The sequence below is a fragment of the Bifidobacterium platyrrhinorum genome (assembly GCF_010667645.1).
Taxonomy (GTDB): Bacteria; Actinomycetota; Actinomycetes; order Actinomycetales; family Bifidobacteriaceae; genus Bifidobacterium; species Bifidobacterium platyrrhinorum.
Window position 1 is genome coordinate 23461 of the sequence record NZ_WHZV01000008.1, and the last position, 12667, is coordinate 36127.

10 protein-coding genes are annotated in these 12667 nt (G+C 66.5%); 8 read left to right on the forward strand and 2 right to left on the reverse strand.

The window, feature by feature from the left end:
• Positions 1 to 38: 38 nt before the first annotated feature.
• Positions 39 to 464: a nucleoside 2-deoxyribosyltransferase gene (locus GFD21_RS08690; RefSeq protein WP_163197585.1), complete on the forward strand. Its 426-nt coding sequence runs from the start codon at positions 39 to 41 to the stop codon at positions 462 to 464.
• Positions 465 to 547: 83 nt separating this feature from the next.
• Here the strand turns inward: GFD21_RS08690 and GFD21_RS08695 are convergent, their stop codons facing one another.
• A complete protein-coding gene (locus tag GFD21_RS08695) occupies positions 548 to 1852 on the reverse strand; it encodes a class I SAM-dependent methyltransferase (protein WP_163197586.1) in 1305 nt (434 codons plus the stop codon).
• A 399-nt stretch (positions 1853 to 2251) separates the two neighbouring features.
• Between GFD21_RS08695 and fucO the strand changes: the two genes are divergently transcribed.
• On the forward strand, positions 2252 to 3403 hold the full coding sequence (gene fucO / locus GFD21_RS08700) for a lactaldehyde reductase (RefSeq protein ID WP_163197587.1): 1152 nt from the start codon (positions 2252 to 2254) through the stop codon (positions 3401 to 3403).
• A gap of 175 nt (positions 3404 to 3578) precedes the next feature.
• Here fucO and GFD21_RS08705 read toward each other — a convergent pair whose 3' ends face one another.
• On the reverse strand, positions 3579 to 4502 hold the full coding sequence (locus GFD21_RS08705) for a glycosyltransferase (RefSeq protein ID WP_163197588.1): 924 nt from the start codon (positions 4500 to 4502) through the stop codon (positions 3579 to 3581).
• Positions 4503 to 4576: 74 nt separating this feature from the next.
• Between GFD21_RS08705 and GFD21_RS08710 the strand changes: the two genes are divergently transcribed.
• From GFD21_RS08710 to folE, 6 genes are all read left to right on the forward strand, one after another.
• Positions 4577 to 6142, forward strand: a complete 1566-nt coding sequence (locus tag GFD21_RS08710; RefSeq protein ID WP_225431759.1) for an AI-2E family transporter — start codon at positions 4577 to 4579, stop codon at positions 6140 to 6142.
• Complete coding sequence (locus tag GFD21_RS08715) at positions 6142 to 7365, forward strand: glycosyltransferase family 2 protein (protein ID WP_163197590.1); 1224 nt, start codon at positions 6142 to 6144, stop codon at positions 7363 to 7365. The genes GFD21_RS08710 and GFD21_RS08715 overlap by 1 nt, the downstream gene beginning before the upstream one ends.
• 319 nt (positions 7366 to 7684) lie before the next feature.
• Complete coding sequence (locus GFD21_RS08720) at positions 7685 to 9124, forward strand: D-alanyl-D-alanine carboxypeptidase (RefSeq protein WP_163197591.1); 1440 nt, start codon at positions 7685 to 7687, stop codon at positions 9122 to 9124.
• A gap of 55 nt (positions 9125 to 9179) precedes the next feature.
• Complete coding sequence (gene hpt, locus GFD21_RS08725; protein WP_191996917.1) at positions 9180 to 9743, forward strand: hypoxanthine phosphoribosyltransferase; 564 nt, start codon at positions 9180 to 9182, stop codon at positions 9741 to 9743.
• A complete protein-coding gene (ftsH, locus tag GFD21_RS08730) occupies positions 9740 to 11833 on the forward strand; it encodes an ATP-dependent zinc metalloprotease FtsH (protein ID WP_163197593.1) in 2094 nt (697 codons plus the stop codon). The genes hpt and ftsH overlap by 4 nt, the downstream gene beginning before the upstream one ends.
• Positions 11834 to 12040: 207 nt before the next feature.
• Positions 12041 to 12664: a GTP cyclohydrolase I FolE gene (gene folE / locus GFD21_RS08735; protein WP_404801576.1), complete on the forward strand. Its 624-nt coding sequence runs from the start codon at positions 12041 to 12043 to the stop codon at positions 12662 to 12664.
• The last annotated feature ends 3 nt before the right edge of the window (positions 12665 to 12667 follow it).

Consider the following 12667-nt stretch of genomic DNA (forward strand, 5'->3'; position numbering starts at 1 on the left):
GCCGGTCGTCCGTGTCGCGCAGCGCTTCAATGGTGGGCATGAGCGATACGCAATATGACTTCTATGTGGCGGGTCCGTTCTTCGACCCCGAGCAGACGGCAAGCATGGAGCGACTGGAGCGGACGCTGGAGGACCACGGCCAGCGCCTGTTCAAACCGAGATTCGCCGGCCAGATCGAGGACGTGGGGCCGGAAGGCTGCTTCGCCGACGATATCGCCGGCATCAAGGCGTCCGACGCCGTGATCGCCAACCTCATGGACGAGGACGCGGGCACGATGTTCGAAATCGGATACGCCTACGCGATGGGCAAGCCGGTGTACGGCTACCGTGAGGGCCTTACGCCGATGGACCGCGTGAACCTCATGGTGGCGCAGGCGGTCACGATGGTGTTCTCCGGCCCGGAGGACCTGGCGAAATACCTCGAGACCGGCGAACACGAGGAAGTGGACTACATCCAGTTCTGACGGTCCCGGCCGCCTTCCCCGGACCGTTCATGTGGCGGAGGCTCCCTCACGGAGAGGGGGGGCGACGGGTCCGTCGGCCCGGATCACGCCTTCCACCACGGACGCAGCGGATACCACTTGCCGTCCGGGTGGCCGGCGCGGTCGGGGCGCACGGCGAGGAACTGGTGGATCTGGATGCCGTCGAGCTCGAAGTTGAGCGCGCAGGCGGCCATGTACAGGCCCCACACCTTCGCCCGTTCGAAGCCGACCTGCTTCACCGCGTCGTCCCAATGCTCGGACAGGTTGCGGTTCCAGTGATGCAGCGTCAGCGCGTAATGCTGGCGCAGGTTCTCCTGATGCACCACGTTGAACCCGGCGTCGTGGATGCACGACTCGATGAACCCGGGCGCGCCCAGGTCGCCGTCGGGGAAGATGTAGCGGTCGAGGAACTCGTCCGTGCCGGGCTTGCCGTCGGGCTTGTCGTGGCTGATGGTGATCTGGTGGTTGAGCAGCCGTCCCATCGGCTTGAGCAGCTTGAACATCTCCTCGAAGTAGCTGCGGTAGTTCTTCACGCCCACATGCTCCATCATGCCGATCGAGCTGATGCCGTCGAAGTCGCGTTCGGGCACCTCGCGGTAGTCCTGCACGCGCACCTCGGCGAGGTCGGAAAGCCCCTCGCGCGCGATCCATTCGTTCGCGTACGCCGCCTGCTCCTTGGAGAGCGTGACGCCGAGCGCCCTGATGCCGCGGCGCGCGGCCGCGATGACCATCGACCCCCATCCGCAGCCGATGTCCAGCAGGCGCTGGCCTGGCTCCAGTCCGAGCTTGTCCAGGATCAGGCGCAGCTTGTTGGCCTGCGCGTCCTCGAGGCTCATGTCCTCGTTCTCGAACACCGCGCAGGTGTAAGTCATCGAGGGGCCGAGGAAGTCGGCGTAGAACTCGTTGGACATGTCGTAGTGGAAGCTCACCGTCTCCGAATCGGCCTTCTCGGTGTGGGGGAGCAGTCCCTCCTTGATGCGGGCGAACTTGCTCGGCCCCTCGGTGGCCGGCACCGGCGGCCTCCTGAACCCATGGCTCAGGATCCCGGCGGTCACGCGCGCCATCGACACCGGCGTGACCGGTTTGACGTACTTCGCCATCGACACCATCGCACGCATCGCCGGGTACGGGTCGGCGTAGTCGATGCCCTCCACGTCGAACTCGCCGAGCACGTACGCACGCACCACGCCGATCTCGTTCGGATGCGCGAGCAGTTGGTACATGCAGTCCGGATTGGTGATGCGCACCTTGAGACCCGCGTCCGCGGGCCCGAAATGCGAGCCGTCGAACGCGTCGACGCGCACGGGCGCGTCCCCGCGCAGGAACAGCCCCACCATTTCCCCGACGGTCATCGATTTGCCGTTTGCCATTGTCATAGCCTCCGTGTTCCGCGTGCCCGACACGCGGTCGTGTATATGGAAAACAACCCCGATCACCGGTCATGATAGTCCCCGGCGATTCGGGGGAAACGCCGGTGCGGCCGGTCGGTGCACCATGTTCGCGATCGGCGGAGCCTCCGTTTCCGGTTCAAGGTGGGATGCCGCCGGCACGTCGGACGACATGCCGACGGGAAGGGCCGGTGCGGCATGGGCGTCGCCCCCGTACGCATCCGTTCGCCCGGTCCTGTGGCGACGCCTTCGGAAAAAATCCCTCCGATATCACTGGTAACGTTCACATCCGCGAGTACACTAAGTGATTGTCGGACGGCGCAACGTATGCGCGCGCCCACACGGTAATAAGGCAAGACACATAGCTTAAAGGAGAGCCTTATGGTCTATCGCATGATTTTCAACCAGACCGCGTACTTCGGTCGTGGGGCGATCAAGGAGATCCCGGCCGTCGCCAAGCAGCACGGCTTCACGAAGGCGTTCATCGTCACCGATCCGGTCCTGCTCGAGACCGGCACCGCCGAGAAGGTCACCAAGGTCCTTGACGAGGCCGGCCTGCCGTACGAGGTGTTCTCCAACGTCAAGCCGAACCCGCCGGTCGAGTGCATCAAGGACGGCGTCGAGAAGTTCGCCGCCTCCGGCGCGGACTTCCTCATCGGCCTGGGCGGCGGCTCCCCGCAGGACACCTGCAAGGGCATCGGCATCATCACCGCCAACCCGGAGTTCTCCGACGTGCTGTCCCTGGAGGGCGTCGCCGACACGAAGAACCCGTCCGTGCCGATCTTCGGCGTGCCGACCACCGCCGGCACCGCCTCCGAGACCACCATCAACTACGTGATCACCGACACGGCCAACAAGCGCAAGTTCGTGGCCGTCGACCCGCACGACATCCCGATCGTCGCCTTCGTCGACCCGGATCTGACTGACTCGATGCCGCGCGGCCTCAAGGTCGCCACCGGCCTGGACGCCCTGACCCACGCCATCGAGGGCTACATCACCCCGGGCGCGTGGTCGCTGTCCGACTGCCTGTCGATGCAGACCATCCGCATGATCGCCAAGAACCTCGCCAAGTCCGCCGACGGCGATATCCCGGCCGGCGAGCAGATGGCGTACGCCTCCTACATCACCGGCATGGCCTACTCGAACGTCGGCCTCGGCCTGGTGCACGGCATGGCCCACCCGCTCGGCGGCCGCCTGGGCGTCGCGCACGGCGTCGCCAACGGCATCCTGCTGGCCCCGGTCATGGAGTACAACAAGGACTACACGGGCGAGAAGTACCGTGACATCGCCGACGCGTTCGGCGTCGAGGACGCCTACACCGGCGACCTCGAGAAGGTGCGCGAGGAGGCCGTGCAGGCCGTCCACAAGCTCACCGTGGACCTGAAGAACCCGACCACGATCTCCGAGGTCGGCGCCACCGAGGCCGATCTCGAGCCGCTCGCCCACGACGCGTTCAACGACGTGTGCACCCCGGGCAACCCGCGCAAGGCCACCGAGGAGGACATCCTCGCCATCTACAAGTCCCTGATGTGAGATGACCGGTTCACGATTTTCCGCTTCCGGAAATCGTGAACCGGAAACGAACGGGAACGAACAAAGCCCGGAATCGGCTTCGGCCTGATTCCGGGCTTCGTCATGTTCGTTCGCACAGGGCGGCGGTTCACGATTCCGCGCGGGGGGGGGGAAATCGTGAACCGGCCGGCCGACGTCACTCGTGTCTCTCGTCCCACTCCTCGTCGGTGGGGGTCTCGTCGTAGAGCTCCCGCCCCTCCTTCTCGGCGAGTTCCATCTGCTCGTTGATCCACGCCGCCTCGGCCGGATTGATGTCCGCCGTGTTGAGCACCTTCTGCCACACCGGGTAGAACAGGTGCATCACCGGGTACATGGCGGTGAACAGGACCTCCGGCTTGTGCTTGCGCCAATGCTGCGGATGCGCGTCGAACGTGTTGCGGAACCGCTTCATGTAGTTGCGGAACGACGAGAGCGACGTGTCCATGCGGCGTGCGCTCATGCCGGCGATCATGCGCGGCGAGTACACGGTCTTGAGCCCCTTGCCCATCAGGTGCAGGGAGATGTCGATGTCCTCGTGCATGACGTCCGCCTTGTCGCGGCACACCTCGCCGGAGATCGCATGCCAGGCCGAGGCGCGCAGCGCCATGTTGGAGCCGAACAGCAACGGCTGGCCGCCGTCCGCCTTGTAGATGCGCTTGCGCAGCGAGTTGTCGCCCTTGAGCCCGAAGTGGCGCGACGGCATGTCGTAATACATGACCGGGCCGGTGGCGCCCATGGCCTGCGGATCCTCGGTGAAGATGCCGGAGACGACCTCCACCCAGTCGGGCTTGATCATGCAGTCGGCGTCGAAGCGGCCGAGCACGTCGCCCGTGGCATGGTCGAGCCCGTAGTTGCGCGTCGGGATCAGACCCTGCTCCTCGTTCTGGTGCAACAGTTTGACCGGCGCCTCGGGATGGTCGGCGATGAAGCGTTCGACGATGGCGCAGGTGTCGTCGGTGGACCGGTTGTCGACGACCAGGATCTCGTAGGGCATCACGGTCTGCCTGATCGTGTTGAGCAGGCAGACGGCGATGCGCTCGGATTCGTTCCAGGCCGGAATGACGATCGAGACGTTGAGCATGCCTTCAGGATAATTGGCCGGGCGTACACCCTCCGCCCGCCTCGGGCATCTCCCCGGTCGCTACAATGGGGCCCATGAGCCAAAGCGCGAGCACCAGCAGACAGACGCAGGACACGGAGCAGCGGTGGGATTTCGGCACCCTGTTCCCGGTGAAGGGGGATCCCCGCAGGCCCCCGGAATGGTTCGGCCGCTCCCTGTTCTACATCGCGATCGCGATCGTCGTGTTCACCTTCTGCTGGCGCTCCTGGGGGCGCATCTCCTATCTGGTGCTCGACATCATCATCTCCCTGTTCCTGGCGCTGGCCATCGAGCCGATGGTCGTGGCGCTGGTGCGGCACGGCTGGAGGCGCGGCATCGCCTCGCTGGTCGGCCTGCTGACGGTCGCCCTCGTCATCGGCGTGCTGTTCTCGCTGTTCGGCAGCATGTTCGTCAACCAGATGATCGCCATGGTCTACGGCGTGCCCGCCACCTATGAGCAGATCAAGGACTTCGTGGCGCAGTACTCCTCGTTCGAGCTGCCCGAGATCAACAACCTCTTCACCGAGATCGTCAAGAACATCCAGACCTCGTGGGTCACCGACTTCGCCGGCACCGCCGTGAGCACGGTGGGAGGCCTGTTCTCGTTCCTGCTGCAGCTGCTCACCGTGGTGATGACCACCTACTACATCTCCGCCGCGGGCCCGAAGCTGCGCCGATCCTTCTGCCAGTGGATGGCGCCGGGCATGCAGAAGCGCTTCCTGCTGGTGTGGACCGTCGCCCAGGACCAGATCTCCTCGTTCCTGTTCTCCCGTTCGATCCTGGCGATGATCAACGCCGCCTGCACCGCCATCTTCCTCGAGATCATCCGCGTGCCCTACTGGCTGCCGCTGGCCCTGTTCTGCGGCGTGGTCTCCCAGTTCATCCCGACGGTCGGCACGTACATCGGCGGCGCGCTGCCGGTGCTGTTCGCCTGGGGCAACCGCGGATGGACGTACGCGGTGGCCGTGCTCGTGTTCATCATCATCTACCAGCAGATCGAGAACCTGCTGCTCTCGCCGATGATCTCCCGCCGCACGATGGACATCAACGAGGCGATCGCGTTCCTGTCCGTGCTCGCGTTCGGCTCGCTGTTCGGCGCGCTCGGCGCGTTCCTCGCGCTGCCGGTCACCGCCTCGCTGCAGGTCATCTTCCGCGCGTACACGCGCCGGTACGATCTGGTCGACTCGCCGCTGATGAACGATCCGGTCGGCCCCAAGTCGAAGGTCGTGGTCGCCTCGGAGGCGTTCAACGAGCATGTGCTCCACCCGATCGGCGAGCACATGCCCCGCGCCGCGAAGGGTTCGACGAGCCGTGTGCCGATGAACGACGAGATCCGCCGCCTGCAGGAGGAAATCTACGCCATCCCGCACGGTGACGACGACCGGGCCTCCGGCGACGGCGGGGACTCCGTCACCGTCGCGATTCCGCAGGGCGTGCTCAGGCGCACCGCCGCGGCGGGGCTCAGGGGCGTGCGGACCGGTGCGCCGGAAGCCTCCGACGGGACGCCGGAAACCGACGACCCGCCTGAGACGAAGACGATACGCAAGACGACGGAACCCCGGGACGCCGCCAGGGAACGGGAATCCGGCGACTCCGACAACCCCCGTGCGAGGTGGCGCTGATGGCATTGCTCACCGTACTCGACATCCTGCTCGTCATCGTCGGCGGCGCCGGCATGGTCTACCAGGGCGCGTGCATCCTCATGTCCCTGTTCTCCAAGCCCGTGCGCTTCCCCGACGCGCCCATGGACAGACGCTACGCGGTGCTCATCTCCGCGCGCAACGAATCGAAGGTCATCGGCAACCTCATCCGCTGCATCCGCGAGCAGACCTATCCCGCCGACCTCATCGACATCTGGCTCGTCGCCGACAACTGCACCGACGACACGGCCGACGTGGTGCGCGCCATGGGCTGCAACGTGGTCGAACGGCACAACGACAAGCTCATCGGCAAGGGATACGCCCTGACCTACCTGCTCGACCACATGATCGACGAGGGCCTGGCCGACACGTACGACGCGTACTTCGTCTTCGACGCGGACAACAAGCTCGACAAGCACTACTTCGAGGAGATGAACAAGGCCTTCCAGTCCGGATTCCGCATCCTCACCTCCTACCGCAACTCGGTGAACCTCAACGACAACTGGGTCTCCTCGGGTTCGGCGCTGTGGTTCATCCGCGAATCCAGGTTCCTCAACAACTCTCGCATGCTGTTCGGATCCAGCTGCCACGTGGGCGGCACCGGCTTCATGTTCTCCAAGGAGGTCATGAAGCGCAACAAGGGCTGGAAGTTCCACCTGCTCACCGAGGACCTCGAGTTCACGATGGACTCGGTGCTGCACGGCGACCGCGTCGGCTACTGCGGCACCGCGATCCTGTACGACGAGCAGCCCGTCACCTTCGCGCAGAGCTGGCGCCAGCGCCTGCGCTGGAGCAAGGGCTTCCTGCAGGTGTTCCGCTACTACGGGCCTTCGCTGGTCCGCCGCGCCGTGCGCGAACGCGACTTCTCCGCCGTCGACTTCACGCTGCTATTGTGCCCGTTCACCGTGCTCGGCGTGGCCAGGGTCATCCTCGGCGTGCTGTTCGCCGCCTTCGGATTCGTCTCGTGGTCCAGCCAGCTGAGCTCGGTCACCGGATGGGCGAACGGCATCGTGCTGTCCGTGCTGGGCATGATGGCGCTCGCCGGCCTGACGATCGTGGCCGAACGCGGGCAGATCGGCGCCACCAACAAGGAGCTGTTCGCCTACGTGCTCGCCTTCCCGATCTACATGCTCTCCTACGTCCCCATCTCCTTCCAGGCCATCTTCTCCAAGGCCCAGTGGAAGCCGATCCAGCATAAGGGCTGAGCCGTTAAGAAAACAGTCCGGTGGACTGTTTTTAGGCTCAGCCGAGCGGCGACAGCTGCGAGGTGATGTTGAGGCCGGCCGCAGGCCGGTCCGTACCGGGGGTTTCGTACGCTGGAAGGCGGCAATCGTACGGAGTCTCCGGTCAACCTGGCGGTCGCCGGAGATCTCGTACATAAGGAACGTCCTGGCGTACGTTTTCTCCGGTCGGGCACGCGGATCCGGGAGCACAAGCCCGGGAATGTGGATCCGGACACACCGACACCGGACGAATCCGGGACAGTGAATCCGGGACAATGGTCCGGGGCAGTAAGGAGCGGATGTGGCAGACAACGGACGAACGGCATCACCCGCACGTCACCGCGTGGCCGTGTGCGCGACCTGCGTCGCGCTCACACTCGCCACGGGAATCGGCTACACCGTCGCCGACGTGTTCGACGTCGCGCCGGGCATGCTCACCCTCGACCCGGTCGCCGTGCGCACCTACCCCGATCCCGCCTCCACCGTCGCGGCGGGCGTCGTGGCCGGCGACGCCGACGCGGACAAGCCCGTCGACAAGGCGCAGGCCGCCCGGCTCATCGAGACGTTGGGCAAGGCGGAGGGCGTCGGCTCCGACTATTCGGTCGTCATCGCCGACGCGAAGGGGAACGTGGTCGCCGAGCACGAGGCCGGCACGGCCCGCGAACCCGCCTCCACGACGAAGACCCTCACCGCGTTCGCGGCCGCGAGCACGCTGGAGATGGGATCGACCCTCGACACCTCCACCTACCTCACCCACGCCTCGGACAACCCGACCGTCGTGCTCAAGGGAGGCGGCGACATGCTGCTCGGCCTGGGCGAATCCGACCCCTCCCACGTCAACGGGCGCGCCGGCCTGGCCACCCTCGCGCGGCGGACCGCCGACGCGCTCAAGGCGAAGGGCATCACCTCCGTGGCCGTCGCCGCGGACGACACGCTGTTCGGCGACGACCGCACGCCGACGGACATCGACGAGAACAACGGCGAGAACCGCTACTACACGCCGATCTCCTCGATGGCGGTGGACGGCGGACGCGACTGGACCGGCCTGGCCGCCGAGGATCCGGACGAGTTCACCGATTACCCGATGCTTTCGCAGAGCACGGCCGACGATGCCGCCGCCGCGTTCAAGGGCCTGCTGGCGCAGCAGGGCATCCAGGTCCTCGATTCGCAGGACGTCAGCGGCGTCGGGGAATCCGCGCGGCTCGCCAAGGTGAGCTCGGCGCCGCTCAACGAGGTGCTGGCGTTCATGCTGCGCCATTCGGACAACACGCTCGCCGAGCTGTTCGGCCGTCTCACCGCCCTGAAGCTCGGCACCGGCAATTCGATCGACGGCGACGTCAAGGCCGTCGCCAAGGTGCTCGGGGAACACGGGGTGTCCACCGAGGGCATGCACCTGACCAGCTGCTCAGGACTGGCGCCGGGCACCACGCTCACCGTCCTCACGCTCGCCCAGGTGCAGTCGAAATACGTGGACCCCGACGGCGGGGCCGCCGCCGCGTCCGAGGGCCTGGCGCTGCCGGGCCTCGTCGGCACGGTCAGGAACCGCGTGGGCGACGACTCGGCCCGCGGCCTGCTGCGCGTCAAGACCGGCGCCCTGGACACCGTGCGCTCGCTGGTGGGCAACGTCTCGCGCGCGGACGGGGGCGTACTCACCTTCGCCGCGATCGTCAACAACCCGTCGAACGGATGGTCGGCGAACCAGGCCCTCGACGCCTTCGCCGCCTCACTGACGAAACTCTGAGGTTTCCCAGCAATCCCTAAGAAACACGTCACTCGCCTGTGCCAATATGGTGGGCATGCGAATCGCTGACGTACATGACGACATCGACCACGAGCTGGTCAGCAAAGAGGAGATCCAGGCCATCATCGCCAAGGCCGCCGCGCAGGCGAGCGAGGACTACCGGGGCAAGGACCCGCTGTTGGTGGCGGTGCTCAAGGGGGCGGTGAACACCATCGCCGCGTTCTCGCAGGCGCTGTCCATCCCCTGCCAGCTCGATTTCATGAGCCTGTCGAGCTACGGCTCCGGCACCACCTCCAGCGGCACGGTGACGATCCGCCAGGACCTGTCGACCGATGTTCGCGGTCGGCACATTCTCATCGTCGAGGATATCGTGGATTCCGGCCGCACGCTGGCATGGCTGGTCGAGGAACTGAAGCGGCGCGGGGCCGCATCGGTCGAGATCTTCGCCCTGCTGGAGAAGCCCGCGCGCCGCGAGGTGCACGTGGACGTGAAGTACAAGGGGCTGGAGATCCCGGACGAGTTCGTCGTCGGATTCGGCCTGGACTACGACGAGCGTTACCGCAACCTCGATTCCATCGCGGTGCTGAAGCCGGCAGTATATCAAGGAGAACAGGCATGAGCTTCCCCCAGGGGCCCGGACAGCCGAACAACGGCAATAACGGCAACCCGTTCAACAATCCGTTCCGCCGCAACGACAATGGCGGCAACCGCAACAACAACGGCAAGCAGGGCAACGGCGGCAACGGCGACAAGCCGTTCTGGCAGTCCCCGTGGCTGTGGGGCGCCGTCGTCGTGGTGCTCGTCGCGCTGATGTTCCAGATGTTCAGCGGCACCGGCACCCAGACCATCGACACCAAGGACGGCCTGCAGCTGCTCAACAACGAGCAGGTGAGCTACGCCAAGATCGTCGACAACAAGCAGAAGGTCACCCTCGAGCTCAAGAGCGACTACAACAAGAAGGACCCGGACACCGGCAAGAACCACAACTACGGCGACAAGGTCCAGTTCTACTACACGTTCGCTCAGGGACAGGATATCCTCAAGGCGGTCGAGAAGGCCAACCCGTCGAAGGGCTGGAGCGCCTCCATCGAGGAGACGAGCATGCTCAGCTACCTGCTCACCTCGATCCTGCCGTTCATCATCTTCTTCGCCCTGTTCTGGTGGCTCATGAGCCGCATGGGCGGCGCCGGCGGCATGCTCGGCATGGGCGGCAAGAAGAACAACGGCAAGCTGCTCGAAGGCCAGACCCCGAACACCAAGTTCTCCGACGTGGCCGGCGAGGACGAGGCGCTCGCCGAGGTCGAGGAGATCAAGGACTTCCTCAAGGACCCGTCCAAGTACAAGGCGCTGGGCGCCCGCATCCCGCGCGGCGTGCTGCTGTACGGCCCTCCCGGCACCGGCAAGACGCTGCTCGCGCGCGCCATCGCCGGCGAGGCGGGCGTGCCGTTCTACGCGATGGCCGGCTCCGACTTCGTCGAGATGTTCGTCGGTCTGGGCGCCTCCCGCGTGCGCGACCTGTTCGACGAGGCGAAGAAGAACGCGCCCGCCATCATCTTCATCGACGAGATCGACGCCGTCGGCCGCAAGCGCGGATCCGGCATGGGCGGCGGCCACGACGAGCGCGAGCAGACGCTCAACCAGCTGCTCGTCGAGATGGACGGCTTCGACAACGACACCAACCTCATCATCATCGCCGCGACGAACCGCCCCGACGTGCTCGACCCGGCCCTGCTGCGCCCGGGCCGCTTCGACCGCCAGGTGGGCGTGGCCGCGCCGGACCTCGAGGGCCGCGAGGCGATCCTCAAGGTGCACGCCAAGGGCAAGCCGTTCGTGCCGGACGTCGACCTGCACATGGTCGCCGTGCGCACGCCGGGCTTCACCGGCGCCGACCTGGCCAACGTGCTCAACGAGGCCGCGCTGCTGTGCGCCCGCGCCGGTGCCCAGCTCATCGACAACCGCGCCATCGACGAGGCCATCGACCGTGTCCAGGCCGGCCCGAAGCGCAAGTCGAAGGGCATGGCGCTCGACGAGCTGCGCAACACCGCTTACCACGAGGGCGGCCACGCGCTCGTCGCCGCCGCGCTGCACAACACGGACCCGGTCACCAAGGTGACGATCCTGCCGCGAGGCCGCGCGCTCGGCTACACCGCCGTGATGCCCACCTCCGACCGCTACTCGCAGTCGCGCAACCAGCTGCTCGACCAGATGGCGTACGCGATGGGCGGCCGCACCGCCGAGGAGATCGTGTTCCACGACCCGACCACCGGCGCGTCCAACGACATCGAGAAGGCGACGAACATCGCCCGCACGATGATCACGCAGTACGGCTTCTCCGAGAAGCTGGGCGCCATCAAGTGGACGGGCGACGAGGACCAGAGCGGCGACCTGGGCGCCCTCGCGCCGCACAACTACTCGAACCGCACCGCCGAGGTCATCGACGAGGAGGTGCTCAAGCTCGTGGAGACCGCGCACACCGAGGCGTGGAACATCATCAACGAGAACCGTGACATCCTCGACGAGCTCGTGCGCCAGCTGCTCGTCAAGGAGACCCTGAACGAGAAGGAGCTCGCCGCGATCTTCGCGCCGATCCGCAAGGCGCCGGTCCGCCCGGTGTGGCTGTCCGACGAGAAGCGCCCCGACTCCGACCTGCCGCCGGTCGAGATCCCCGAATCGCTCAAGCGTTCGGTCGGCATGAAGCCGGGGGAGTGACCGATGGCAAGGCACGCGCAGAACATCTCCCTGCCGGATTCGCCGTCGCTGGTCCGTGAGAACGCCGACGCGAGGAATGCCGGCGACGTATCCCGCAAGCCCGGCATGGTGCAGTCACGGCCGCACCATGCCGGCCACGGCGGTCCCGGCGCCCCCGCGCAGGCACAGTCCCGCGCGGCGCAGGACGGTTCCGTCCTGCAGGTCTCGCTGCCGCAGTCGCCCCGCGGCCACGTCGCCGCCGGCCAGACGCGCGGCGACGGCGACGCCCCCTCCTACGACGAGGAGGGCGTGCGCAGGGCCGTGCGCCTCTTCCTCGAGGCGATCGGCGAGGATCCGGACCGCGAGGGCCTCGTGGAGACCCCGGACCGCATCGCCCGCGCCGGCAGGGAGCTGTTCGCCGGCCTGGGCGCCTCGCCCGAGCATGTGCTCGAGAAGCATTTCGATGTGGACACCGAGGAGCTGGTGCTCGTCAAGGACATCGAGCTGTATTCGGTGTGCGAGCACCATCTGCTGCCGTTCCACGGCGTCGCCCATGTGGGGTACATCCCCGCCAAGGACGGGGTCATGGGCCTGAGCAAGCTCGCCCGGCTCGTCGAGGTGTACGCCCGGCGTCCGCAGGTGCAGGAACGCCTCACCCAGCAGGTCGCCGACGCGCTCGTCGACTATGCGGGCGCACGCGGCGTGATCGTCGTGACCGAATGCGAGCACCTGTGCATGTCGATGCGCGGCGTGCGTAAATCCGAGGCGCGCACGGTGACCTCCGCGGTGCGCGGACTGCTGCGCAACCCCGCCACCCGCGCCGAGGCCATGAGCCTGATCATGAGCAGATAGCCG